The sequence below is a fragment of the Streptosporangium sp. NPDC050148 genome (genome assembly GCF_055586505.1).
The window spans coordinates 88,358-112,639 of sequence record NZ_JBVJIA010000018.1; the positions used below are offsets into that span (position 1 = coordinate 88,358).

At 73.8% G+C, this 24,282-nt stretch carries 25 protein-coding genes; 17 read left to right on the forward strand and 8 right to left on the reverse strand.

Features of this window, described 5'->3' with window-relative positions; translation table 11 throughout:
- Window positions 1-311: 311 nt before the first annotated feature.
- From ACZ6RT_RS21290 to ACZ6RT_RS21305, 4 genes are all read left to right on the forward strand, one after another.
- Window positions 312-764: a hypothetical protein gene (locus ACZ6RT_RS21290; protein WP_399195090.1), complete on the forward strand. Its 453-nt coding sequence runs from the start codon at window positions 312-314 to the stop codon at window positions 762-764.
- A gap of 471 nt (window positions 765-1,235) precedes the next feature.
- Window positions 1,236-2,252: a DUF418 domain-containing protein gene (locus ACZ6RT_RS21295; protein ID WP_470155555.1), complete on the forward strand. Its 1,017-nt coding sequence runs from the start codon at window positions 1,236-1,238 to the stop codon at window positions 2,250-2,252.
- 17 nt (window positions 2,253-2,269) lie between these two features.
- Window positions 2,270-3,478, forward strand: coding sequence for a sensor histidine kinase (locus ACZ6RT_RS21300; RefSeq protein WP_470155557.1), 1,209 nt, complete (start codon window positions 2,270-2,272; stop codon window positions 3,476-3,478).
- Window positions 3,479-3,604: 126 nt separating this feature from the next.
- On the forward strand, window positions 3,605-4,267 hold the full coding sequence (locus ACZ6RT_RS21305) for a response regulator (protein WP_470155558.1): 663 nt from the start codon (window positions 3,605-3,607) through the stop codon (window positions 4,265-4,267).
- Window positions 4,268-4,351: 84 nt separating this feature from the next.
- Here ACZ6RT_RS21305 and ACZ6RT_RS21310 read toward each other — a convergent pair whose 3' ends face one another.
- Together ACZ6RT_RS21310 and ACZ6RT_RS21315 are read right to left on the reverse strand one after the other, a co-directional pair.
- Entirely contained in the window at window positions 4,352-5,050 is a 699-nt protein-coding gene (locus ACZ6RT_RS21310) for a (2Fe-2S)-binding protein (RefSeq protein WP_470155560.1), read from the reverse strand.
- A gap of 209 nt (window positions 5,051-5,259) precedes the next feature.
- Window positions 5,260-6,555 carry a hypothetical protein gene (locus ACZ6RT_RS21315; RefSeq protein WP_470155562.1) on the reverse strand — a complete coding sequence of 432 codons (1,296 nt, stop codon included), beginning with the start codon at window positions 6,553-6,555 and terminating at the stop codon, window positions 5,260-5,262.
- Window positions 6,556-6,761: 206 nt separating this feature from the next.
- Between ACZ6RT_RS21315 and ACZ6RT_RS21320 the strand changes: the two genes are divergently transcribed.
- Both ACZ6RT_RS21320 and ACZ6RT_RS21325 read left to right on the forward strand, forming a co-directional pair.
- Window positions 6,762-7,928, forward strand: a complete 1,167-nt coding sequence (locus ACZ6RT_RS21320) for a DUF418 domain-containing protein (protein ID WP_470155564.1) — start codon at window positions 6,762-6,764, stop codon at window positions 7,926-7,928.
- Window positions 7,929-8,128: 200 nt separating this feature from the next.
- Complete coding sequence (locus ACZ6RT_RS21325) at window positions 8,129-8,548, forward strand: DUF6157 family protein (RefSeq protein ID WP_399195076.1); 420 nt, start codon at window positions 8,129-8,131, stop codon at window positions 8,546-8,548.
- Between the two features lie 143 nt (window positions 8,549-8,691).
- Here the strand turns inward: ACZ6RT_RS21325 and ACZ6RT_RS21330 are convergent, their stop codons facing one another.
- Window positions 8,692-9,540, reverse strand: coding sequence for a universal stress protein (locus tag ACZ6RT_RS21330; RefSeq protein ID WP_399195074.1), 849 nt, complete (start codon window positions 9,538-9,540; stop codon window positions 8,692-8,694).
- Between the two features lie 435 nt (window positions 9,541-9,975).
- Here ACZ6RT_RS21330 and ACZ6RT_RS21335 point away from each other — a divergent pair, with 435 nt between their 5' ends.
- Together ACZ6RT_RS21335 and ACZ6RT_RS21340 are read left to right on the forward strand one after the other, a co-directional pair.
- Window positions 9,976-10,902, forward strand: a complete 927-nt coding sequence (locus tag ACZ6RT_RS21335) for a universal stress protein (RefSeq protein WP_399195072.1) — start codon at window positions 9,976-9,978, stop codon at window positions 10,900-10,902.
- Window positions 10,902-11,951 carry an Acg family FMN-binding oxidoreductase gene (locus ACZ6RT_RS21340; RefSeq protein ID WP_470155566.1) on the forward strand — a complete coding sequence of 350 codons (1,050 nt, stop codon included), beginning with the start codon at window positions 10,902-10,904 and terminating at the stop codon, window positions 11,949-11,951. Before ACZ6RT_RS21335 ends, ACZ6RT_RS21340 begins: the two co-directional genes overlap by 1 nt.
- Before the next feature lie 155 nt (window positions 11,952-12,106).
- Here the strand turns inward: ACZ6RT_RS21340 and ACZ6RT_RS21345 are convergent, their stop codons facing one another.
- Window positions 12,107-12,928, reverse strand: a complete 822-nt coding sequence (locus tag ACZ6RT_RS21345) for an APH(3'') family aminoglycoside O-phosphotransferase (RefSeq protein WP_470155567.1) — start codon at window positions 12,926-12,928, stop codon at window positions 12,107-12,109.
- Between the two features lie 96 nt (window positions 12,929-13,024).
- Window positions 13,025-13,444: a pyridoxamine 5'-phosphate oxidase family protein gene (locus ACZ6RT_RS21350; protein WP_399195066.1), complete on the reverse strand. Its 420-nt coding sequence runs from the start codon at window positions 13,442-13,444 to the stop codon at window positions 13,025-13,027.
- 162 nt (window positions 13,445-13,606) lie between these two features.
- On the opposite strand from ACZ6RT_RS21350, the gene ACZ6RT_RS21355 reads away from it, so the two are divergent.
- Genes ACZ6RT_RS21355 through ACZ6RT_RS21365 form a run of 3 tightly spaced genes read left to right on the forward strand, consistent with a single transcriptional unit; the run spans window position 13,607 to window position 16,491 of the window.
- Window positions 13,607-14,647, forward strand: coding sequence for an iron-containing redox enzyme family protein (locus ACZ6RT_RS21355; RefSeq protein WP_470155569.1), 1,041 nt, complete (start codon window positions 13,607-13,609; stop codon window positions 14,645-14,647).
- A gap of 5 nt (window positions 14,648-14,652) precedes the next feature.
- Window positions 14,653-15,636, forward strand: coding sequence for a glycosyltransferase (locus tag ACZ6RT_RS21360; RefSeq protein ID WP_399195062.1), 984 nt, complete (start codon window positions 14,653-14,655; stop codon window positions 15,634-15,636).
- Between the two features lie 57 nt (window positions 15,637-15,693).
- Window positions 15,694-16,491: an NAD-dependent epimerase/dehydratase family protein gene (locus tag ACZ6RT_RS21365; RefSeq protein ID WP_399195060.1), complete on the forward strand. Its 798-nt coding sequence runs from the start codon at window positions 15,694-15,696 to the stop codon at window positions 16,489-16,491.
- 134 nt (window positions 16,492-16,625) lie between these two features.
- Here ACZ6RT_RS21365 and ACZ6RT_RS21370 read toward each other — a convergent pair whose 3' ends face one another.
- The gene (locus ACZ6RT_RS21370) at window positions 16,626-17,249 is read right to left on the reverse strand and encodes a TetR/AcrR family transcriptional regulator (protein WP_470155572.1); all 624 of its coding nucleotides are present in this window, start codon (window positions 17,247-17,249) and stop codon (window positions 16,626-16,628) included.
- An 85-nt stretch (window positions 17,250-17,334) separates the two neighbouring features.
- Between ACZ6RT_RS21370 and ACZ6RT_RS21375 the strand changes: the two genes are divergently transcribed.
- From ACZ6RT_RS21375 to ACZ6RT_RS21385, 3 genes are all read left to right on the forward strand, one after another.
- On the forward strand, window positions 17,335-18,276 hold the full coding sequence (locus ACZ6RT_RS21375; protein WP_470155573.1) for a lysostaphin resistance A-like protein: 942 nt from the start codon (window positions 17,335-17,337) through the stop codon (window positions 18,274-18,276).
- 416 nt (window positions 18,277-18,692) lie between these two features.
- Complete coding sequence (locus tag ACZ6RT_RS21380) at window positions 18,693-19,781, forward strand: TRM11 family SAM-dependent methyltransferase (RefSeq protein WP_399195054.1); 1,089 nt, start codon at window positions 18,693-18,695, stop codon at window positions 19,779-19,781.
- Window positions 19,782-19,851: 70 nt separating this feature from the next.
- Window positions 19,852-19,989 (forward strand): hypothetical protein, encoded by a 138-nt coding sequence (locus ACZ6RT_RS21385; protein WP_470155575.1) that lies wholly within the window; start codon window positions 19,852-19,854, stop codon window positions 19,987-19,989.
- Between the two features lie 174 nt (window positions 19,990-20,163).
- Here ACZ6RT_RS21385 and ACZ6RT_RS21390 read toward each other — a convergent pair whose 3' ends face one another.
- Window positions 20,164-20,643: a MarR family winged helix-turn-helix transcriptional regulator gene (locus ACZ6RT_RS21390; protein ID WP_470155576.1), complete on the reverse strand. Its 480-nt coding sequence runs from the start codon at window positions 20,641-20,643 to the stop codon at window positions 20,164-20,166.
- A 43-nt stretch (window positions 20,644-20,686) separates the two neighbouring features.
- On the opposite strand from ACZ6RT_RS21390, the gene ACZ6RT_RS21395 reads away from it, so the two are divergent.
- The 3 genes from ACZ6RT_RS21395 to ACZ6RT_RS21405 all read left to right on the forward strand — a co-directional run bounded on the left by ACZ6RT_RS21395 (window position 20,687) and on the right by ACZ6RT_RS21405 (window position 23,476).
- Window positions 20,687-21,154: a MarR family winged helix-turn-helix transcriptional regulator gene (locus ACZ6RT_RS21395; protein WP_470155577.1), complete on the forward strand. Its 468-nt coding sequence runs from the start codon at window positions 20,687-20,689 to the stop codon at window positions 21,152-21,154.
- 112 nt (window positions 21,155-21,266) lie between these two features.
- A complete protein-coding gene (locus ACZ6RT_RS21400; RefSeq protein WP_470155578.1) occupies window positions 21,267-22,649 on the forward strand; it encodes a BNR repeat-containing protein in 1,383 nt (460 codons plus the stop codon).
- A gap of 59 nt (window positions 22,650-22,708) precedes the next feature.
- A complete protein-coding gene (locus ACZ6RT_RS21405; RefSeq protein ID WP_399195044.1) occupies window positions 22,709-23,476 on the forward strand; it encodes an MBL fold metallo-hydrolase in 768 nt (255 codons plus the stop codon).
- Between the two features lie 117 nt (window positions 23,477-23,593).
- On the opposite strand, the gene ACZ6RT_RS21410 is transcribed toward ACZ6RT_RS21405, so the two are convergent.
- On the reverse strand, window positions 23,594-24,175 hold the full coding sequence (locus ACZ6RT_RS21410; RefSeq protein ID WP_470155579.1) for a GNAT family N-acetyltransferase: 582 nt from the start codon (window positions 24,173-24,175) through the stop codon (window positions 23,594-23,596).
- Window positions 24,176-24,282: the final 107 nt, after the last annotated feature.

A 24,282-nucleotide genomic window follows, 5' to 3' on the forward strand; every position in this document is an offset into this window, starting at 1 on the left:
CGTTAGCGCGGGTAGGCCACGGAGATAAATCTGGCGAGAGGATGCGGGGTAGGGCGTGTTCCTTTTCCCCCTGGGGGGGGGGGGGGCAACTCGGGTGGTTTCCCCCACGTCACGCGGACAGGTGCGTCGCACGGACAGGCGTATACGGACAGGCGCATACGGACAGGCGTATGACACGGGACGGGCGGTTCGCCGGGACGGGACGTCACCCGGGACGGGCAGGTCGCCGGGTGACGTGTCGCCCGGCGACGTACCCGGTCGAGACCGTGGACGGATGTGCCCGCCTGCCCGGTGTTCCTACCGTGATCCGCATGACCGGACACCGATCCCCCGCTCCGGGGTTACCGATGACCGCCCTGATCGGGCTGGCCCTGCTGGCCGCTCCCCGCGTGGTGCTGCACGACCTCGACGTGATCCAGGAGGGGACGTTCGTCAACGCCCTCTTCGTCTTCGTCCCGCCGATCGTGTGGATCGCCGTCGTCCTGGTCAGGCGGGTACCGTCCCCGTTCATGACGCTCCTGGCCGTCGGCGCCCTCTACGGGGTGTTCCTCGCGCTGGGACACCAGTTGCTCTGGGACGTCGCCTGGGGCGACGACCCGCCCTCGCTCGGCGGCACCCTGAGCGAGCTCGCGCCGGACACGGAAGCGGTGATCATAAGGGGGTTCTCGGCCGTCGGCAGCGTGGTCACCGGCGTGGTGGTCGGGGCGGTCTGCGGGCTGGTCGCCTGGGCGGCCGGCAGGGTCCTGCGGCGGACGCACGCCTGAGGGTCCGGCCGGACGGGTGTCACGGCCGGGTGTCACGGCCGGGTGTCACGGCCGGGTGTCACGGCCGGGTGTCACGGCCGGGTGTCACGGCCGGGTGTCACGGCCGGGTGTCACGGGTGGCGGGTCGGCGGCGTCACCCTCGCGACGGATCGCCCGGCCGCCGGGACCGTCCGGAGACCTCCGGACCGTCCACAGGCCCGGGACCGTCCGGAGACCCGCGATCGCGTCGGCGGGCAGGTGGGACGAGGTGGGAGGCCGCCCCCGGCTCTCCGGGACGAACGCCCGGATACGTTGTGCCGTCCGTCCGTCCGTGCCGGTCGCCCGCGTCGGTCGGTTGTGCCGGTCGGTTGTGCCGGTCGCGCGCAGGCGTGATGTGGGCCCTGCGACCGAGGCCTCCTCCCTCTCGGGAACGAGAGAGAAATGGCCGCCGTCCCGAAGCGCCGGTCCCGCTCCCACGGCGACCATGGCCACATGCCCGGCTCCCCGACACTCCCCCAGACCTCCGTCTCGCCGACGAAGCGGATCTCCGCGCTCGACGCGCTACGCGGCTTCGCGCTGTGCGGGATCATCTTCATCAACATCCCCCAGACCATGGGGATGTTCGCCTATGCCGGCCAGTTGCCCGAGCCGCTGCGCGTGTTCTTCCTGGGCCGCTTCTATCCCATCTTCTATCTGCTGTTCGGGGTGGGGTTCGGCATCTTCCTGCGCTCCGCCGCCAAGCGTTCGTACAGGCCCAGACTGCTCCTGCTGAGACGGTTCCTCGCCCTGGCCGTGCTGGGCACCGTCCTGCACCTGCTGCAGCCCGGTGAGGTGCTGCTGCCGTTCGCCGTCACCGGCCTGCTCGTCCTGCTGCCTCTCAGCTATCTCCCCCGGCGTGCGCTGCTCGCCGTGGCGCTGGTCCTGATCCTTGCGGGGGTCCTCGCCGGAGTGGGCGGCCTGGGCCTGCTGCCGGGTCTGTTCGCGCTCGGCTTCGCACTGGCCGAGATGAGGGTGCCCGAGGCCCTCGACGACCATCCCGGCCGCCTGGCCGTCCTGGGCGTGGTGGCGCTGGCCGTGTGCGCGCTGACGTTCTGGATCATCACCCTGCCACCGCCCGACCCGGCGCAGATCCGGCTCGGGATGACCCTGTCACTGGCGACCGCGTGCTGCTATGTCGCCGGTTTCCTTCTCCTGCTCCGTACGCCGGTGGGCCCGGCGCTGTCCTGGGTGCTCGCTCCGATGGGCAGGATGGCTCTGACCAACTACTTCGGCGCCGCCCTGCTGTTCGTTCCCATCGGCACGGCCATCGGCCTGCCCGGCTCCAAGCGGTGGACGGCCGCGCTGCTTCTCGGTGTCGGCATACTGCTCGCCCAGGCCGTGGTGAGTAATCTGTGGTTGCGAAGGTTCGGCTATGGCCCGCTGGAGTGGGCCTGGCGGTGCGTGACGTACTGGCGGTTGCTGCCGATCGGTGGTGCCGCGAACGCCGGAGAGGCTCGCGGAACGGCATGAGCGCGTGGAGCAGGGGAATGGCGCGGCTTGGTGTCCGCACGCCCCAGGGGCGCGACACGCTGGCCGCCGCCGTCCTCATCGCTCTCAGCTCGGCCCGGTTGCTGCCCGCCGTCCACGGTGACCGGCTGGCCGGGTTGCCCGCCTGGGCCGTGGGCATCGGCTTCCTCCTGGCCACCGCCGACCTGGCCGCCATCGCCGTGCGACGTCGCCGCCCGGTCCTCGCGCTCGCCACGGCCACCGTGATCCCGCTGGTGGGCGTCCTGCTGCCCACCCGTCCCGCCTTCATCGGCATCGGCATCGTGGTCTGCTCCTACACCGTGGCCAGCCGCCTCCCCCTGGCCAGGGCGCCCATCGTGATCGCCGTCTGCGCGGCCGTCCACACCCTCGGTGCCCTGCTCGGCACGGCCGCGGGAGGAGACCACGGCGGCCTGCTCACGTTCTGGGGCGTGCTTCCGGGTGACATCCCCGGCATGGTGGCCGCGGCCGCGGCGGCGTACCTGCTCCCCGCCACCGCGGGCTTCTACGTCCAGGCCACCCGGGCCGCTGCCGCCAGGGCGTCCGCGCGCATCGCCCACGAGCGCGAGGAACGGGCCAGGGCGGCCGTGGCCGAGGAGCGGGCCAGGATCGCCAGGGAACTGCACGACATCGCCGCCCATGACCTGTCCGCGATCGTCGTCCAGGCGGGCGCCGCGGACCGCCTCCTCGACCGCGACCCCGCGGCGGTGAGGGCGACGCTGCGCGCGATCAGATCCCAGGGCCGCGACACCCTCGCCGCGCTGCGAGCCCTGGTCGGCCTCATGCGAGAGACCGACCCCGACTCGGTCGACGGCCGGGCGCCCGCACTGGCCCGCCTGGAGGAGACCGTCCGGCGCTCTCGGGCCACCGGCATGGACGTCGAGGTCCGCGCCTCGGGCCGGCCACGCCCGTTGCCCGTCACCACCGACCTCGCCGTCTCCCGCCTCGTGCGCGAGGCGCTGACCAACGCCCGCCGCCACGCCCCCGGCTCCGCGGTCAGCGTGACGACGACGTTCGACGACACGGGCTTCGCGGTGACGGTGCGCAACACCAGGCCCGCCCGCAGGCCCACGCCCCCGGCCACCGACTGCGGTTACGGGCTGCTCGGTATGCGCGAGCGCGTCAGTCACGCGGGCGGGGAGCTCACCGTCGGCCCGCAACCCGACGGCGGCTGGCTCGTCAGCGCCTCCTTCCCCGCGGAGCACCCATGACCGTCCTTCCCGTGAGCCGCCCATGGTCCTCTGTCGCGAGGATCGCCCATGACCGTCTTCCCACGCGGTCGTCCATGACCGTCTTTCCCGAGGGCCGCCCATGACCGTCCCCCCAGGCGGTCGCCCATGACCGTCACCATCCTCATCGCCGACGACCAGGCCGTGGTCCGGGCCGGTTTCCGCACCATCCTGGAGTCGGAACCCGACCTCCGGATCATCGGAGAGGCGTGCGACGGCCAGGAGGCGGTCCGACTCGCCAGGCACGTCCGGCCCGACCTGGTCCTGATGGACGTGCGCATGCCCGTCCTCGACGGCATCGCCGCGACCGAGCAGCGGGCCGGGCCGGGCGTGAAGAACCCGATCTCCGTCCTCGTCGTGACGACGTTCGACCTCGACGAGTACGTCTTCGCCGCCCTGCGCGGCGGCGCGCACGGTTTCATCCTGAAGGACGTCGAGCCCGACCAGCTGGTGGAGGCGGTCCGGGTGGTCGCCTCGGGGCAGGGTCTGGTGGCGCCCGGCGTCACCCGGCGCCTCATCGCCGAGTTCGCCCGTACCTCGAAGCGTCCGCGCTCCTCGGAGCCGCAGCCCGCCCTGACGGGCCGGGAGCGCGACACCCTCGTGCTCATCGCCCGGGGCCTGTCCAACGTGGAGATCGCCCAGGCCCTGACGGTGAGCATCTCCACGGTCAAGACCCACGTGGCCAACCTCCTGGCCAAGCTCGGCTGCCGGGACCGCGTCCAGGTGATCATCTACGCCTACGAACACGGGGTCGTCGAACCAGGCGTGTGATCCGCCGTCCCCACGGGTGACCTCAGGGGTGTTTCCCGCTCAGGCGGGTGACCTCACGGGCACCTCCTGCTCAGGTGAGTGACCTCAGGGGTGTTTCCCGATCAGGCAGCAGTCCCCGCAGACCCCGCCGTCCGGAAGGCGGTAGTACAGACAGCAGCTCCGCCGGCGGAACGCCAGATCCGGTCCGGTGAACGCGCCGGTGCCACGCAGGTCGCCGACGCCGAGCAGCGCGACGGCGAGGGAGGTCACCGGCCGGCGCAGACCGGGACGGGCCCGTACGACGGCATGGGCCGCCCCGGCGAGAGCGGACGCCGCGTTCCCGTGCAGGAGCCCGGCCGCCACCTTGACCCGCAGCCCCCTGGCCAGGACCGCCAGGTGTTCCTCCATCACCAGCCGGTACATCACCCGCACGAGCGCCTGACCGCGGGGCGCCCACCAGCCCCGGGCCTCCGGCAGCCACAGGGCGGAACCGTCCACCCGTTGCCGCAGGCCGCCGAGGTCGGGAACGATGCCGTGCGTCACGGCACAGCCCAGCACCGGCGACCACAACCTCGCCGCGTGGCCCAGCTGGACCACCGAGACGGCCACGCGCCGTTCCGACAGGCCGTGGCGGGTCGCGAAGGCCGAGACCAGATGCGCGAAACCGTCGGCGTAGGCCTCCTCGACGGACCGCCACATCCCCCCGTGCTCCCCGGCCCCGATGGAGAAGAACGGCCCCAGCTCGGCGACCTCGGCCAGGGCCGCGGCGACCGCTTCCGGCGGAGCGGGACGCAACGAGGTCATGCCGGTCCTCGCGAGCGGGGCCCCGCGGGGAGACGGTCCGCCGGCGCGTCCGGTGTCCTCGTCCCGCCCGGTGACCCCGTCCCGTTCCATGACCCCTTCGCCGCCTTCGTCTTGTTCGATGGCCTCTCCGGTGCCCTCGTCTCGTTCGACGGCGCGTCCGGTGCCCTCGTGCGGACCGGCGGGCATCGTCGGCGCGGTCAGAACCCTGATCAGGTCCCCGATCGTTCGACCAGCGCCCTGTGCAGCAGGATCCCCTCGGAGGCGGTCCAGCGGTATCCGGGACGGACGACGCGCACGGGCGTTCCCGGCTCGGGCGCGCCGGTCAGCGGTTCGTGCTCGGCCGGGTCGAAGGCCGTCTCCTCGCCCGCCTTCCCGACGGGACGCAGCGCCTGTGCCGCCACGAGGTCCCGGACCCGTCCCACCACGACCTCCGGGGTGGCCCCGCCGGTCACCATCTCCTCGATCTCCGCCGCGAGGTCGGCGAGCACCCGGGCTCCGTCCAGCCGAAGCTGCCGCTCCTGGACGGCACGGAGGCCGATCGCCCTGTCGGCGACGGTCCGCAGGTCCTGTTCCAGCCGCTCGCACCGCTCGGCGAGCGCACGTGCGCGCTCTTCCGCCGTCTCGACCGGAGCGGCCGTCTCATCTCCCTTGGAGTCGGCCTTCCGAGCGGCTCTGCGATCGGCCTTCTGGTCGGACTTCCGGCCGGGCTTCTGGACGGGCTTCTGGACGATCTCCCCGTCGGCCTCCGGGCCGGGCTTCTCATCCGCGGCCGTGGAGGGCGCCGGGGTCGCCTCGGAAAGCGCGCGATCCCCTTCGGGGTCACCGGGAGCAGGGACAGGGTCTCCGGACGTGGGAGCGCCGGGAGCCGCTTCGGGCGTGCCGGGAACCGTTTCCGGAACCGCGGGAGCCGTGACCGTCCGGGAGGTCTCGGGGGCCGCTCCGGAAGCCGGGGAACCGGCCGCCCCGCCTTCGGTCCCGGGCTCCGGGCCGACCCCCGCCCCGGGCTTCGTCTCGCTCTCGGGAGTCGCGGGCGCCGGAGGATCACCGGCCGTCGAGTCACCGAGCCCGTCCCTGGACCGGACGGGCCGCTTCCACCGGTAGGTGTTCGCCTTGATGTACACGTCGTCGTGCCTGGACAGCCGCGCCTGCACGCTCCGCCAGGTCCGGTCCACGATCGCCGGGTCCAGGCCCAGCTCGACGAGGAGCTCCTTGATCGCCGGCGCCTTGAGCCCTCGCGGGCTCTCGCGCAGAAGGTCCAGGACCACGGTGACCGGATCGGCCGTGAAGCGCTCGATCAGGGAGGGCAGGTCCATCAGGAACTGGTGTCGCCGGGTGCCGACGACGGCCAGCAGGTTCTCACCGCCGAGCCGTACGTTCTCCTCCACCACACCGTCGTCGTTCCACCGGACTCTGGCGAGGGTCCCGGTGCGTGAGAGCACCGCTCCCACGCGGAGTCGCTCATCCGGACCCTGCGGCCTGCGTACCGCGACCTCGACTCGATCCACGACAGCAACTGTAGGGCCATCGGCCCGTACCTCCGTCGCGGGACGGGCGGACGCCCGGACCGGGACCCGCCTCGGTCGGGCAGGACCCCGGCCCGACCGGGCCTGGGCATGACGCGGCGGGTCCCGCGCACCGGCGGCCGACTCCGGCCAGATTCGCTCACCCGAAGTACCGGCCCTGTCACTCTCCGGCTTCGTAGCATCAGGGCATGAACCAGTCCACGGCACCCGCGCCCCGGCGCGTTCACGAGATCGACGCCGTGCGCGGCTTCGCACTGGGCGGCATCCTGGCCGCCAACATCGGTTTCTTCGCCGACCCCGGATACGCCGCCGACCTGGGCACCATGCCGCTCAGCGAGGGTCCCGTCGATCTGGTCGTCCGCACCCTGACGCTGACGAAGTTCTACGTCATCTTCGCGTTCCTGTTCGGCTATTCCTTCACGTTGCAGCGGCGGGCTTGGGGTGAGGGCGACGTCAGGACGCGCATGCTCCGCCGCTGCCTCAGCCTGTTCGTCCTGGGCGTGCTGCACGGGCTCCTGCTCTGGGCCGGCGACATCCTCACCCTGTACGCCGTGCTCGGCGTGCTGCTGCTGGCAATGCGCGGCATCCGGCCCAGGACCGCGATCAGGGCCGGTTGCTGGATCATCGGCGTGACGGCGGCGATCTGGCTCGTGCTGGCCGGGCTCGTCATGTCCGACCTTGTCGGCATGCCTCCCCCGGCCCCCGGCGGCGCGGCCTCCGCGCGGGTGGAGGCCATGGTCACCGGTGGGCCGCTGACCTTCCTGCGGTTCCAGCTGGAGACCTATCCGGTCCTCGCGCCGATCGTGTGGCTCGGCCAGGGCTCGACGGCGATGGCGATGTTCCTGTTCGGCATGGTGGCCGGTGAGTGCCGGCTCTTCGAGGAGCGGGAGCGCTGGGCCCACCTGGTCCCGCGGATCCTGTGGCTGGGGTACGGCGTCGGCATGCCCGTCGCGGTCGCCGTCACCTGGACGTCCCAGTCCCACGGCGCCACGGAGCTGTTCGGCCTGGCGGTCAACACGGTGACCTCACCCCTGCTGTCGGCCGCGTACGTGGTCACCCTGCTCGCCCTGATCGGCCGCGTCCCGGCGATCGGCAGGGCCCTGGCTCCGGCCGGCCGGGCCGCGGCCTCCAACTACATCGGCCAGTCGGTGCTGGCCTGCCTGGTCTTCACCGGGTACGGCCTGGGGCTGGCCGGCAGGCTGACGCCGGTCGCCGTGATGGGCGTGGCCGCGGCGATCTACGTGATCCTGCTGGTGCTGAGCGACCGCTGGCTGCGCCACCACCGGCAGGGCCCGGTCGAATGGGTGCTGAGACGCTTCACCACGTCCACCCCGGCTCCGGCGCGAGCCCGCTGACCGCCTCGTCCCCGCGCGCCGTTCCCCTACCCCCGACACGTCGGCACGTCGGTACGTGGGCGGGAGATCACCGGATCCGTCCCGGTCGCCGAACCCGCGTCACGGTGCGGCCGGACCGTTCCGGCGCGGCCGCCCTCGTCCCGCGACGTGCGGAGAACCGCGGTTACCCGGATGAGAGGGGGGCGGGGCATCATGCCTGCATGGATCTGAACTATTACGACACCCTCATCGCGGTCGCGGACGACTGCCCGGTAGACGGTTCCGTGGTGCCGGTGCCCAGGGCCGGGAAGAGGACGGTCGCGGTGGTGCAGTTCGAGATGATCAACGCCGATCCGGGTGGCCTGACCCAGGAGGACGTGCTCTTCGGAAGCTGGCTGAACCGGCAGGAGCCGCCGCCACCGGCGGCCGAGCGGGTACAGCTGCGCGAGCGGTTCTTCGCCACCCCGCAGGCGTGCCTGCGCTCGTCGCCGCTGCCGAAGAAGTACGGCTGGGGCCTGCTGTTCGACGGGGCCGGACGGGTGAGGCTCTGCCCGATGGAGTCGGAGGAGTACAGGGCCGTCGTCGCCGGAGAGGTGACCGGGGTGAAGATCCTCAAGGCGCTCCGCTCCCGCCGGGCGTAGCCCGCCCAGAACGTCCCGGGTGTCCAGCGCGACGCGAAACGGGACAGGGCGGCCTCCCCTGCCTCTCCGGCATGACGGGAACGGGCGGGCACCGACGGGCACGGCGTGTCCTCGTGGCCGGTCCCGGCGGGGAACCGCGCGACCTACGAGCGCACGACCGCCACGGTGCAGCGGGCGTGGTGCAGGACGCCCCGGCTGACCGAGCCCAGCAGCAGCGAGCTCAGGGCGCCGCGGCCGTGGGAGCCGACGACGAGCAGGTCACTGCCCTCGGAGGCCTCGACGAGCGCGTCGACGGGGTGCGCGCACCGGACGTCCTCGACGAGATCGACCCCGGGGTACTTCTGCCGCCAGGCGGCGAGCCGTTCGGCCACGACCACGTGCTGGGCGGCGCGGATGTCGTCCATGGCGTAGGCGGCCTCCGGGGCGAAGGCGTGCACGGGGAGCTGCCAGGCGTGGACCACGCGCAGCCTGGCGCCGCGCAGGCCCGCCTGGTGGAAGGCGTAGGCGAGGGCGGGTTCGCAGGCGTCGGAGTCGTCGACACCGACCGTGATCTCGTCGTGCGCCGGCCCGGTGCTCGGGTGGACCACCACGACCGGGCAGTGCGCGTGCCCGGCGACGTGCATGCTGACCGAGCCGAGGACGGCCGCGGCGAAGCCGCCGAGCCCCCGGGTGCCGATGACGATCTCCTCGGCGGCCTGGCCCTGGTCGCGCAGGACCAGCGGGGGCGGGCCCTCGATCAGGGCGGTGCTCACCTCGACGAAGGGCCGCCGGGCGCGCACCGTGGCCTCGGCCTCGGCCAGCACCCTGCGGGCGTCGGCGGTGATCACGTCCTCCTCGAGGACGATGGACCTGGGGACGTCGCTCGGCCGGGGGTACACCGCGGTGACGACGCGCAGCGGCAGGCCCGCGCGGGCGGCGTCGTCGGCGGCCCACTCGACGGCGGTGGTGGCGCCGGCGGAGCCGTCGGTCCCGGCGATGATCGGACCGGACATGGCCGTTCTCCCTTCCTCAGGAGGGTCCGTCGGATCCTCCTCCACCATGGGACCTCGGCCGGGCATCCCGGTTCCAGGGTCGCAGGTCCCGACCTCACCGCCTCGGGACAGGGTCTTTCGTCCCTTCCCGCCGGGAGGACCCACCACACGCGGGCACACCGGGCCGGCGTGGACACGATGCCGCCCAGGATCGGCACGCCCCCGGCATATCCGGGCACACCGGACCGCCGGACCGCCGGGGACACGATGCCGTACACGATCGGCGCGGCCCCGTCACGGCGGCCACCGCGCCGTCGAGCCGTCGCGCCGTCGAGCCACCGCACCACCATGGGACCGAAGTCCCTGCCGGGAGGGTCGTTCGGCCGCTGTGGAGACAACCCGACCGTGGTCGTATGGAGAGGTGAACCGAGAATCGGACACGTCGAGGAGGCCCGCATGACGGCGTACGTGATGGTGGGAACGGACGGCTCGGCCGCGGCGGACAGGGCGGTCGTCTGGACCGCCGAGGACGCGGCACGCCGCGGGCTCCCGCTGAGGATCGTCCACGCGTGCGAGCCGTGGACGTACGACATCCCGATGCACACCCCGCCCGGTTTCCACGAGGCGGTGTCCGAGCGTGGCAGGGACACCCTGCGGGCCGCGGCCGACCTGGCCCGCGAACGGGTTCCGGGCCTGGACGTCCTGACCGTCCTCCAGGACGGGCCGGCGGCCGAGGTTCTGCGGGACGAGGCCGCGGAGGCCGTGCAGATCGTGGTGGGCAGCCGTGGGCTGGGCGGGTTCACCGGGCTGCTGCTCGGCTCGGTCTCCCGCACCCTGGCCGGCCACCTGGACGTCCCCGTCGTGGTCGTCGGTCCCGGAGAGCACTCCCCCGAGCCCCGGGAACCCGAGACCCCCGGGACCCCCGGCACCTCCGATGGCCCCGGGCGGACGTACGGCCGGATCGTCGTCGGCTTCGACGGCTCCGACCACTCTGAGGCCGCCCTGGCATACGCCTTCGAGGAGGCCGCCCGGCGCGGCGCCGGGCTGAGGGCGGTCCACGCCTGGCAGATGCCCGTGCTGAGCCCGGGTGCGGCCGTCTACACGCCGCTGGTCGAGGACATCTCCGCGGCGGAGGAGCGGGTCGCCGCCGAGACGCTCGTTCCCTGGCGTGAGAAGTACCCGAAGGTCGAGGTGGAGCAGGTCGTGGTCTGCGGGCACCCGGCCGGCGCGCTCTGCGACGCCTCCGCCACCGCCGACCTGGTCGTCGTCGGGTCGCGCGGCCTGAGAGGGCTCGGGGCGGTCGTGCTGGGCTCGGTCGGCCACGGTGTCCTGCACCACGCCCGTTGCCCGGTCGCCGTGGTACGCGCCGCCGGGAGGGCGTGATGGAGACCTCCCCGGAGACCTCCCCGGAGATCACCTCGGTGCTGCGCGCGGCGGTGGAGGCGGGCAGGTGGGCGCCGTCGGTGCACAACACCCAGCCCTGGTCGTTCGTCATCGACGGCTCCGAGCTCGCGCTGCGCGCCGACGACGAGCGCAGGCTGCGCCTGGGTGACGCCACCGGCCGGCAGATGCTGATCGGCTGCGGCGCGGCCCTGCTCAACGTCCGGCTCGCGCTGCGCGCCCTGGGCCACGAGCCCGTGGTGCGCGTCCTGCCCGACCCCGACCGGCCCGCCCTGGTGGCCACCGTGCGCGCCGGTCAGGCCGTGACGGCCGACGACGACACCCGGCTGCTGTACGCCGAGATCGAGCGCCGGCGTACCCACCGGGCCGGTTTCACCGACCTTCCCGTCCCCGACCGGCTCCTGAGGGCCCTCGCCGCCCGCGCCGGGACCGAGGGGGCGCACCTGCGACCGGTCACCTCCGAGGCCGGGACCCGCATCCTGGCCCAGATCACCGGCGCCGCCCAGGACGCCCTGTCCCGGGACCGCCCGGCCGACCTGGAGGTGGCCCGCTGGGCCCGTCCCCCGGGCAGCGGCCGGACCGACGGGGTGCCGGCCACGGGTTACCCGCGCGAGCCCCGGGTCACCCGCCCGCACTTCGCCCAGCGCGACTACGCCCACGGCCATCCCTGGGGCGGTGACGACGACCAGTTCTTCTCCACCTCCACCGGCGTGGTCGCGATCCTCACCACCTCCGACGACCGGCGTCCCGACCGGGTCGGCGCCGGGCAGGCCCTGCAGCGTCTGCTGCTGCACGCCTGTGCCCACGGCGTCAGCGCGGCCTTCCACACGCAGGCCCTGGAGAACCCCCACCTGCGCGCCTTCCTGAGCGAGGAGCTCTGCGACGGACGGCACCCACAAATGATCATGAGGTTGGGGGTCACGTTCGACCGGTCCTCGGCCGTGCGGCGTCCCGTCGGCGACATCCTCGACGAACGCCGACCTCCGGCCCCCTCCCGCCCATGGCCGTCGGCCTCCGGCCGTGAGGCGTAGGGGCGGCGCGACACCGTCGGCCGCCTCGGGCGGCGGCGCGGCATCGCCACCCGCTACGGAGGACCGGGGCCGTCCTCCGGCCGGACCCCGTGTCGCAGGCGTCCTCCTCCGGCCCGCCCGACGATCCCCGCGGGAGACGATCCCCGCGGGATCGATCAGCCCCAGGTGAGCGGGTCGAGATGGAGGTGGAAGCGCAGGCGGTCGTGGTCGAGGACGATGCCGTACCTCTCGGCGAACGCCGTGTCCGCGGCCCGCCCCCGCTCCTCGTCCTCCCACGTCTCCCGCGCGCTGGCGAGCAGCAGCGCCAGGTCGGCGTAACGGTCGGCCCGTCCGAGGCGGCCCAGGTCGATGAAGCCCGACACGTCCAGGGTCCGCGGATCGAGGATGATGTTGGGCAGGCACAGGTCCCCATGGCAGACGACCGTGTCGGCGGTCTCCTGCTCCCGTCGCCGTGGTACCTGCCGGACGAGGCGGTCCAGCAGTTCCCCGGGGGGCGTGTGCCGCTGCTCGACGGGGAGGAACTCCGCCTTGACGGCGTCACGGGCCACGACGTCGCGCGCCAGGGCGACCATGGCGTCCAGGTCCCGGCGGAACGGGCATCGCGGCACCGGCACCTCGTGCAGCCGGCGGACCGCGTCCGCGATGCGTTCCCAGGCGGCCCGGAGGTCCTCGGCGGGCACCTGGTCGGCGGACACGCCGGGAACGGCGCTGGTCACCAGGCAGGCGCCCGTGTCGCCGGAGTGCCAGTCGAGCACCCGGGGGCCGGGCACACCCTGATCGTTCAGCCATGCGACCCGGTCACGCTCGGCCCTCAGGCCGGCCGCGTCCGCGGCGGGCACGCACTTGGCGTACCGGGTGGCGTCGGCGTCGCGGAAGACGGCGGCTCCCGACTCGCCCGCGGTGACCGGCGACCAGTCGCCACCGCCCGCGCCGAGCAGCACCGGCGACATGGCCCGAGGTCCGGGACGATCACTCATGGCGACACCTTAGTCGGCTCGGCACGCCGGTCCGGGATCGCAGGACCTCCCGCCACGTACCCGGCGTGCGGCAGGGCGTGAGCCGGACGAGACGACCTAGCCCACGTCCACCGAGGACAGGCGGCGGCCGGTGACGTGCTCGGTCCCCACCACGATGTAGTGGTCCCGGCCGCCCGGCGCCCAGGTGTGCAGCGGAAGCCCGGCCAGGTGCTCGATCTCCTCGGGTTCGCGCACCGCCCGTGCGGGCCCGACCACGGTGACCGACCATCCGGTACGCGTCCCCGGGTCGAACTCGTCGGCCTCGAACGCCACGATCGCGTCCTGTGCCGCCGCGGCCAGCTTGGAACCGGCGGCGGTACGGATCACCACCCGCTCGGCGTCCAGCACGAAGTTGACCGGCTGGACCGCGGGCAGGGCGCGGTCGGTGAACACGATGCGCCCGATCGGGACCGACCCCAGGAGCGCCACGCACTCGTGCCGGGAGAGGATCTGCAGACCTGCCGAGTCGAGCTTCATACCCTCCAGGCTGCCTCCTCGCCTCCGGCGGACGTTAGGGACCAAAGTCCCGTCCTTCCCGGCGATCTGCCCTGGTCGTCCCGTCACGACCCTGACCAGGCGTTCTCACCGCCGGACATCCCCGCAGGTTAGCCCCCGCGACGTGGGGGCACGGAGGTGCGTATGGCACAGGTGTTCGACGAGTGGGAGTCCACGATGAAGCTGCCCACACCCCGAGGTCCCCTCACCGCCTTCCTCTTCGAGGAGCTGGCGAGCCCGCCCCGTCGTTTCGATCCTCCCTCCTTCTCCCCTCAGGGACCTGCGCTGTACGACGAGGACCTGCAGCTGGCCCTCTTCGCCTGTTACGAGCTGCACTACCGGGGTTTCGAGGAGGTCGACGACGAGTGGGAGTGGAACCCCTCCCTGCTCGCGCTGCGACAGGACCTGGAGCGTCTGTTCGAGGAGGGCCTGCGCCGTACCGTCCCCCGCCCTTCCCCGCCGGGCGGCACGCCCATGCGCCGCGCGCTCGCCGATCTGGTGGCGACCACCGACGGCGGCCCCGGGCTCGCCGCCTTCCTGGCCAGGAAGGCCGATCTGGAGCAGTTCCGCGAGTTCGTCGCCCACCGCTCGATCTACCACCTCAAGGAGGCCGACCCGCACACCTGGGCCATCCCCCGCCTGCACGGCGCGGCCAAGGCCGCCCTGGTGGAGATCCAGACCGACGAGTACGGCGGCGGCCGCCTGGACCGCATGCACTCGGAGCTGTTCCGCGCCACCATGCGCGCCCTGGACCTGGACGACTCCTACGGCGCCCACCTGGAGCGGGTCCCGGCCATCACCCTGGCGATCGGCAACACCATGTCGCTGTTCGGCCTGCACCGGCGCCACCGCGGCGCCCTGCTCGGCCACCTCGCGGCCTTCGAGATGACCTCGTCGCTGCCCAACCTCACCTACGCCCGCGGGCTGCGGCGGCTGGGCGGGGACGCCGCGGCCTGCCGCTTCTACGACGAGCACGTCCAGGCCGACGCCGTCCACGAGCAGATCGCCGCCCACGACATGTGCGGTGGGTTCGCCGACGCCGAGCCGGGCCTCGCCCAGGACGTCCTGTACGGCGCGGCCTGCGGCCTGACCCTGGACCGCCTGTTCGCCGAGCACCTGATGGACCGCTGGCGGCTCGGCGTCACCTCGCTGCGCCAGGCCGACCTGATGGCGGCGGGCCGGTGACGGACATGCCGACCATGGACTACGTCCTGCCGCTGCGCTGGGACGACGACGGCGACCTGGACGAGCTGACCGAGTACCTGCGCGGGCTCGGCGGGCTCGTGAACGTCACCGTCGTCGACGGCTCCCCCTCTCCCCTGTTCGAACGGCACGCCGACCGCTGGAAGGGCCTGGTGCGCCACGTGCCCCCCGACGCCGACCTGCGGTTCGCCAACGGCAAGGTCAACGGGGTGATCACCGGCATGCGCCTGGCGCGCGCCGAGCACGTCGTCATCGCCGACGACGACGTCCGCTACGACGAGGCCGAGCTCGCCAGGATCGACGCCCTGCTGCGCACCACCGACCTGGTCCGCCCGCAGAACTACTTCGACCCGCTGCCCTGGCACGCCCGCTGGGACACCGCCCGGACCCTGCTGAACCGCGCCCTGGGCGCCGACTATCCCGGCACGTTCGGCATCCGCCGCTCGACGTTCGTCGCGATGGGCGGCTACGACGGCGACGTGCTGTTCGAGAACCTGGAGCTCATCCGCACCGTCCGCGCCCACGGCGGGCGCGAGGAGCGCCCGCTGGACCTCTACGTCCGCCGCCTGCCTCCGGATCCGGCCAGGTTCTGGTCACAGCGGGTCCGCCAGGCCTACGACGACCTGGCGCAGCCGGCCCGGATGGTGCTCTTCCTGGCGATCGCCCCCCTGCTGGTCGCCGGCCTGCTGCGGCGCCGTCCCCGCCCGATCCTCGCGGGTGCCGCCCTGACGGTCGCGATGGCCGAGACCGGCCGCAGGAAGGCGGGCGGGCGCAGGGTCTTCCCCCCGGTCACCGTGCTGTTCGCGCCGGTCTGGGTGCTGGAGCGCGCCACCTGCATCTGGCTGGCCCTGGCCTCACGGGTCGTCCACGGCGGCGTCCGCTACGCCGGCCGTCGCCTGCGGACCCCCGCGCACCCCGTCCGTCACCTCAGGAGGCTCCCGCCGTCGGATCGTGTCCTGACCGGCCGGTGAGGGAACCCGACCGGCCGGTGAGGGAAAGCGTCGGTGGCCGGTGACAGACTGCGACCCATGACGATGGGAACGGTCGTGCTCACCGGTGCCGCCGGGCGGGTCGGGTCCGTGCTGCGGGGGCCGCTGCGCGCCCGGGTGCGCCGGTTGATCTCGGTGGACCGGGTGCCGCTGACCGCCGGGGGGCCGAACGAGGAGGTCCACCGGTCCGGCCTGTCCTCGGCCGGGGAGGTGGCGTCGATCATCGAGGGCGCCGACGCGGTCGTGCACCTGGCCGGGGTCCCGGACGAGGCTCCGCTCCCCGACCTCCTGGAGGGCAACGTCCTGGGCACCCAGTACGTGCTGGAGGCCGCGCGGCGCACCGGCGTCGGGCGCGTGGTGCTGGCCAGCAGCAACCGGCTGACCGGCTGCTACCCGGCCGGCCGGACGGTCTCGGCGGACATGCCTCCCCGGCCGGACGGGCTGTACGGGGTCAGCAAGGTCGCCGTGGAGGCGCTCGGCCGCCTGTACGCCGACAAGTTCGGCCTCCAGGTGGTCTGCCTGCGCATCGGCAGCCTGGAGACCGAGCCCGCCGATCCCCGGCACCTGGCCACCTGGCTGAGCCCCCGAGACTGCGCGGGCTTCGTCTGGGCCGCGCTGACCGGGCCGGACGTCACCTTCGCCGCCGTGTACGCGGTCTCGGCCAACACGCGCCGGTTCTGGGAGCTGGACGACCGGCTCGGATACCGCCCGATCGACGACGCCGAGGCGTACGCGGACCGGTTCGCGGGGGCGGCGGGTCACCTGGGCGACGACGACCCCCAGGGCGGTGACTTCGCCGCCGCCGACTACACCCTCCGGCACCTCTCCGGCGGGTGAGAGCCCGTCCCGGGCACGCCGGGGCCGCGGCCCCCTCCTGGAACGGGTCCTCGGGCGAGCGCCCGTCCGGAACGCGCCACGGCCGTCCCCCTGTCTCCGGGAGCGGGTCGTCGGTCTCTCCGGGAAGCGGGCCGTCAGCGGGTCGGCGCCTCGCTCAGCGGGCGCAGCTCCTCGGCGAGGATCGTGCGGACGTCCCGCGCGGTGAACAGGTGCGGGTAGGTCGCCGTCTGCAGCGTCAGGCCGTCCATGAAGAGGTGCAGCCGTGCGGCCCGCCGTTCCAGTTCGGGATCCCCGAGCCGTCGCCCGATCTCCTCGGGGAACGGCGTCCCGGCGCAGGAGGCGACGGCGAGCCGGCAGACGTGACGCTCCCCCTCCCAGCCCGAGGCGCGCAGGCCGGCCAGCGACTCGTCGACGCGCGAGCGCACCAGGCAGGCCAGCCACACGTCCACCTCGACGCGGCGGTTCTCGTCCAGCGGGAGGAGTTCCTCGAGCATGAGCCGGGCGCGCCGCGTACCGGGCAGGTCCGCGCGCAGGTGCCCGGCGATGCGCGAGGCGAGGCTCCGGCCGATCGCCTGGGCCGCGAAGACGAGCAGGCCGGACTGGTTGTCGAAGTAGTGGCGCAGCCCGCCGGGTGAGACGCCCGCGGCCTCGGCGACCCTGCGGACCGTCGCGCCCTCGATCCCCTCGCTGCTGATGACCCGCCACACGGCGCGGACGAGCTCCTCCCGTCGCTGGTCGTGGTCGACGATCTTCGGCATGGCTCCCATTACAGCACGCCCGTACGATTTCCTATAAAGTACAAATGTGCTAAATAAGACGTCACGGCGGTCGCCGTCCCTCGGAGTGCCCGCCCTGGCCGTGCTGGTCGTCGGCCTGGCCGTGATCGCCGGATCGGCCCTCTGGCTGGCCTGGACCACCGGCGGCGAGATCAGGTACACGGCCGACCACGCCGGAACCCGGCCCATGTGGCACGCCTGGATCCCGGTCCTGGCCGGGCTGGTCCTCACCCGGCTGGTGCCTCCCCGGCCGCCCCGGGCCGGCGGCGCTCCGGTGACGCGGGAGCTCCGGCTGCAGGCGGGCGTCCTGCTGGCCGCCGCCGTGCTGTTCGCGGTGTCGCTGCGCCTGGTGACGGCCGGCGGCCACGGCGCCGAGCCTGCGCACACGATCCTCAAGCTCGTCCTGCTGGTGGCGGTCCCGCTGCTGCTGTTCCGGCTGACGCGCCGTGGCGCGCCGGACCGGGAGGTGGCGGCGCCGGCACGCCGCGACGTCTCGGACCGGGAGGCGGTGCCGTCGTCCCGGACGGCACGTCGCGACGCCACACCGGGACGGGAGGTGCGCGAGCGGCCCTCGGCCTGGCGCCGCTACGGGCCGGCGGTGCCGGTGGCGGCCTGGATCGTCCTGTCCTTCGCCGGCCCGTTCGCCCGGCCGTACGGCGACTGGACGACCGGCCTCGACCCGGTGACGGTGCTGGTCACCGTGGTCGCGGTGTTCGTCCTCAACGCCCTGCTCGAGGAGGTCTTCTACCGGCGCTGGCTCCAGACCCGGTGGGAACACCTCCTCGGCCCCTGGCCCGCCATCGTGCTCGCCTCGCTGGCCTTCGCGGCCTGGCACATCGGCATCCAGGGCACCGGCGACCTTCCCACCGATCTCGCCTCGGTGTTCGCCGGCCAGGGGGTGCAGGGACTCTTCCTCGGCTACCTGTGGAGCCGGTACCGGCTGATGTGGCCCATTCTCACCGTCCACGGCGCGATGAACGCCGCCCCCACCCTGCTCGGCCTGCTGTAGCGCCCGTCGCCACGGGCCGCCCCGGTCGCTCCGGTCGCCGATGAACACGGTGAGCACCGTTGAGCACGGTGAGCGAGTGAACACGGCGAGCGGGTGAGCACCGGTGAGCACGGTGAGCGGGTGAGCACCGGTGAGCACGGTGAGCGGGTGAGCGCGGCGGGCACCGGTGAGCGCCGCCCTGCCCGCGGCGAGGCGTCCGGTTGCCGGTGCGGTCCCGGCCGATTATGATCTCCCCCATGACGTTCGCGTTCTTCTTCAGCCTGCGTTAGGCCCCCACCGGCGAGACGAGGTCGTCCCGTCGCCGGTGACGCGAGGCGGCGTGGCGCCGCCTCGGGCCGACGTGGGAGAAGAACGATCATCATGCGCGAACGCGCACGTTTCCTCACCGCTCCGCGTCCCAGCGTCCTCGCCGTCCGGTGACGGCGGCGCGCCTGGTGGCGCGGTGCGTCCGTGGTCTGGAGCAGGCGGTCGCCGCCGAGATCCTCCAGCCCGGGCTCTCGACGGTCACCCGTCTGGGGCATCGCGAAGTCCACTTTCACACCCTCCGCCCGGGGCCGCGGACCGTCGGGCTGAGCACCGCCGACGACGTGTTCCTCCTGGCCGCGCAGGGGCCCGACATCGGTACCGCCAAGGAAGGGCTCTCCGGGCTGGCCGAGCTGGCCGGTGAGGCCGACCTCGACGAGCTGACGCGGTCGCGGCGCCGGCACGGTGGCTCCGGCCCGGTCACCGGCGTCGAGGTCTCGGCGTCGTTCCTGGGCGGGCGGAACTTCAACCGCTACGACGCCGAGGACGCGGTCGGCCGGGTCCTGGCACACCGGCTGGGGGTGGGGTACCACTCGCGCCGCACGGGCCTGGCGCCGCCCGCCGGTCACACCGGGTGGCGGCTGACCCTCGACGGCGCGCGGGCCACCCTCATGCTGAGGATCACCGACCGGCCCCTGCACCGGCGCGAGTACAAGCGGCGTTCCCTGGCCGGGACCCTGCACCCCCCGCTGGCCGCCGCCATGGCGCGGATGGCCGACCTTCGGCCGGGGCTGACGGTCCTCGACCCCTGCTGCGGCGCCGGGACCCTGCTGATCGAGGCCGCCTCCCAGCGGCCGGGGGTCCTGCTCCGCGGCTTCGACCTGTCCCCGGACGCGGTGCGGGCGGCCAGGGAGAACGCGGGCACGCTGCCGGTGACCGTCGCGCGGGCCGACGCCGGTCGCCTGCCGCTGCCGGACGGCGGGGCCGACCGCGTCCTGTGCAACCCGCCCTGGGGCGGTCAGGTCGCCGCGGGCGGCCTGCTCGCCTCCTCCCCGGAGCGCTGGTGGGCGGAGCTGCGGCGCGTCCTGGCCCCTGGTGGCACGGCCGTGCTGCTGCTGCCCGACGCCGGTGACATCGCCACCGGCATCCGGTGGGGCCTCGTCCCGACGCACGTGCAGCGGGTCCGGATCTCCGGCGCGCAGCCGTTCGTCGCCCGGTTCACCGCGCCCGCGCGCTCGGTTCCGGCCGGGCGAGCGCCGTGACGGTGGTGACGTCGGACACGACGCTCTACGGCTACGCCTGCACCCTGCAGGGGGTCGAGGAGGCCGCCGGGTGGCCGGGCCGGTCGTCGGGGTCCGGGTGATCGAGTCCGACCGCGCCGCCGACGTGCGGCACGCCGCCGAGTACGTCAGCGACCCCAGCGCGAGCGGGATCGTGCTGGGGTCGAGCGGAGGATCATCTCCGGGATAACCGGCGGCGCGGTGAAGTGACCGGCCACGCTCCCGTACGACCGGATCCCGCTCCCGGGCCGGCCGGGAGCACGCGCATCCGACTCCGGACTCCGGCGTCCTCGGCCCGGCCCCCGGCGCGGGATCGGGCCGGGGGCCGGGCCGCGAGGATCGCCGCCGGACACGACCTGCGGCCTCACGCTTCCCTCGTCCCGCGGTGGCGCGCCCCCAGCTCCGCCACGAAGGCGGTGAGCAGGCGGGCGAACTCCCGCCGGTCGCGCTCGGGCCAGCCGCGCATCGCCGCGCCGAAGACCTCGCGGCGGAACCGGTGGACCCGCTCGGCGTGCTCGGCGCCGAGCGCGGTCAGCTCCAGGGTGCTGCGACGGCCGTCGTCCGGGTCGGCCACCCTCCGGACCAGCCCCGCCTCGACCGCCCTGGCCACCAGACGGCTGGCGCGGGGCTGGTCGACGCCCAGCCGGCCGGCGACCGAGGTGACCGTCACGGCGCCCTCCCCCTCCTCCACCGCGTCGATCACCCCGAACAGGGCGGGATCGAGCGGAACGGGGGCTCCGGGGCCGGTGGCGGCCGCGAGACGCTGGAGCGCCCGGCGGGTCTGGCTGCGCCGGATCTCCACCATGGCCCGTTCGACGGCGGCGACCGCCTGCTCATCCTCCACGCCTCGATTGTACATGTAATAAGACATGTTAATGTCAAAGTACATGTATCTCTCGAGAAAGGCGATCACCATGGAGACCTCCGAGATCATCGGGCAGGGACGTCCCCTCGGTTACTGGATCAGGCACCTGCACGGCGCCCTGGAGGGGTCCCTGGACGACCTCCTCGCCGGCGAAGGGCTCACCCGCCGTCACTGGCAGGTCCTGAACGTCCTCGCCACCGGCTCCCCCACCGGCTCCCCCACCGTCGCCGAGCTCGACACCGTCCTGGCCCCCTTCCTCGACGAGGAGACGCCGACCCTGCGCCCCGTGGCCGGCGACCTGCGCGAGCGCGGGTGGCTGGCGGACGGGGAACGGCTCACCCTCACCCCGGACGGGGTCCGGGCGCACGAGGAGCTGCGGGTGCGGGTGGACGCCGTCCGGGCCCGCGCCACCGAGGGGATCGGAACCGAGGAGTACCTGGCCGCGATCGACGTGCTGGCGCGGATGTCGGCCAACCTGGAGGCCCGCTGACACCCGGGCCCGGCGGGCGGGGCGGCCCCGCCCCCTCGGCCGGGCCCCGGATCCCCCGGACCGGATCCGCCGGCCGGTTGATCAGGTGACGATCGGCTGCTTCACTGGGGCCGTGGACGCGCCGACCTCCCGCCCGGCCGGCCCGCCCTCGGTCGGGATCGCCGGGCACACGACGCTCGATCCGCGGGCGCTGTACTTCGTCTCCTACGACGGCCTGGTCAACACGGCCTCCTACCAGCAGGACGGCATCCTCACCCACGGCGGCCACCAGTACGCCGCCTGGTACACCGCCGACCGGCACGCCCTGGTCGCCCGGCGCGACGTGACCGGCACCGGCCGCCCCTGGGAGGTCGTCGCGCTGCCCCACCGTCTCAGCGCCGACGACTCCCACAACACGATCTCCCTCGGGGTGTCGGCGAAGGACGGCCGGCTGCACGTGGCCATGGACACCCACGGCAACCGGGTCTTCTACCTGCGGTCCGTACCGCACCTCGCGGGCGGGGCCGGGGGACCCGCGTGGACGGCGGCGGCGTTCGGCGAGGTGGAGCGGTCGTTGTGCGGGGTGGACCTGGGCGACATCACCTATCCCCGCTTCCTGAACACGCCCCGGGGCGACCTGCAGCTCGGCTACCGGACCGGCCACTCCGGCAACGGCTGGTGCGAGCTGGCGGAGTACGCGGGCGGGACCTGGAGGAGGCTCGGCCGGTGGTCGTCGGCCGAGGGCCGCCACACCACGGCCTTCGGCGTCAGCGACACCCGCAACATGTACCTGCACGGCATCGGCTACGACACCCGGGGGCGGCTGCACGCGACCTTCACCTGGCGCGAGGACGCCCGGGGCGGCGCGGTGCTCTGCCATCCGGGAGGGTGCTCCAACCACGACACCGGTTACGTCCACAGCGACGACGAGGGCCGTACCTGGAGGACCGGGGACGGCGCCGTGGCCGCCGTGACCGGAACGGACCTGCTGGTGTCGCTGGACACGCCGGGCCACGTGGTGGACCCGCTGGGGGTCGACCACGCCCTGATGAACCAGGAGGCGCAGGCCGTCGACTCCCAGGGCCGCCCCCACGTGCTGATCAGCCACGTCCCGCTCCGCTTCACCCGGTGCGTCAGCGACTTCGCCGCCCAGCGCCGCACCCACGGCCGCGTCTTCCACCTGTCCCTGCGGGCCGACGGCCGCTGGCGGAAACGGGAGCTTCCCGAACCGCTGGACGACCACGGGCGTTCCCGGCTGGTGCTCGACCGGAACGACGACGCCTACGTGATCATGCCGAGGGGCCGCATCGTGACGGCGAGCGCCGCGAGCGGCTGGACGGACTGGAGGACGCGCCACGACGGCGCCGGCCTGAACGCCTTCGGCGAGGTGCTGGTCGACGCCTCCCGCGTCCGGACCCACGACCTGATGTCGATCATGTACCAGGAGGCGTCGGAGGGCACGAGGCCCTCGGCGCTGCGCGTCCTCGACGTCAGGACGGCCGCGTCCCCGGCCTGAACGCGTCCTCGGTGACCCCGTCCCCCGATCCCGGGGAGCACGTGCTCTACGCTCTCCGGATGAGCGACGATCTCCGTCTCACCGTTCTGGGAAGCGCGACGCCCTACCCGGACGTGGACAACCCGTGCTCGGGATATCTGGTCTCCGGCGGCGGCACGCGGGTGTGGATGGACGCGGGCACCGGCACGCTGGCCCGGCTCCGGCGGCACGTCGGGCTGGACGAGCTGGACGCGATCTGGATCTCGCACCTGCACGCCGACCACAGCGCCGACCTGCTCACCGCCTACTACGGTGCCCTCTACGCCGACGTACGGCTCAGCGCGCCGATCCCCCTGTACGGCCCGCCGGGCATCGCCGACCGGCTGGCGCGCTTCCTCACCAACGGCCCGTCCCGCAGCCCGATCGAGTCGGCCTTCGCCGTCCACGAGCTGCACGACGGGCACCGGGCGCGGGTGGGCCCGCTCACCCTGACCAGCCGCGAGGTGGCGCACGGCATGCCGGCCTTCGCCGTACGCGTCGAGGACGGGGACTCCTCCCTGGTCTACTCCGGGGACACGGCGCCGTGCGCGAACCTGACGAGCCTGGCCCGGGACTGCGACGTGCTGCTGTGCGAGGCCGACAGCGCGCAGGCACCGGCCGAGGGCGAGCGGGTGCACCACACGCCCGAGGAGGCCGGTGACACGGCCGCCTCGGCCCGGGCGGGCCGGTTGATCGTCACCCACGTGGGCCCGTTCCTCACGCCGCGGCAGGCGGTGGAGCGCGCCTCCACCCGGTTCACCGGCCCCGTCGACCACGCCGCCCCCGACGCCGTCTTCCCGGTCGGTTAGCGCTGCGGTCCGGCTCGAACCGGCTCGAAGGCCACCCGGACCTGTGTACCGGGTCCCGGCCCCCCTCAAGACCGGCGCCGGACGTCGCGCGAGGGGATCCGCACGAGAAGCGCGCCGTCAGGTCCCCGCGACCGTGCTGCGTCGTTCCAGCATGATCACATCGCGCCAGACCCCGTGATGGCGGCCGACGCGCTCGCGGACGCCGACCACGCGGAATCCGAGCGACAGGTGCAGGGAGAGGCTGGCCGTGTTCTCGGGGAAGATCCCGCTCTGGATCGTCCAGATGCCCGCCTCCTCGCTCGCGGTGATGAACGCGGCCAGCAGCGCGCGGCCGACACCGCGGCCCCGAAGCCCCGGGCGGACGTAGAGGCTGTGCTCGACCACGCCCGCGTACACCGGACGCGCCGACACCCGTGAGGCCGCCACCCAGCCGACGACCTCGCCGGGGACGGGGCCCGCACCCATCCCGGCAGGCGCGCCGGTTCCGGTACGGGTTCCGGTTCCGGCAGGGGTGCCGGTCTCGGAGGGACGGTCGGTTCCGGCAGGGGTGCCGGTGAGGGCGGCGACGTAGCGCGGATGGGCCAGCCTTCCCGAGACGAAGTGCTCCCAGCTCGGGGCGGTCGTCTCGAAGCCGGCCTGCCCTCCGTCCAGGCCGGCCTGGTAGATCGCGAGCACCGGCCCGGCGTCGTCGTCGCGCATCGGCCGGATCTCCAGGCCGGGCGACAGGACGGGCCCGACGGGCGCTCCCGCGTCAGGGCCCGCGGCTCCCCGCCCGTCCGCCGGGCGGCCCGGTTCCGTGCCCGGTC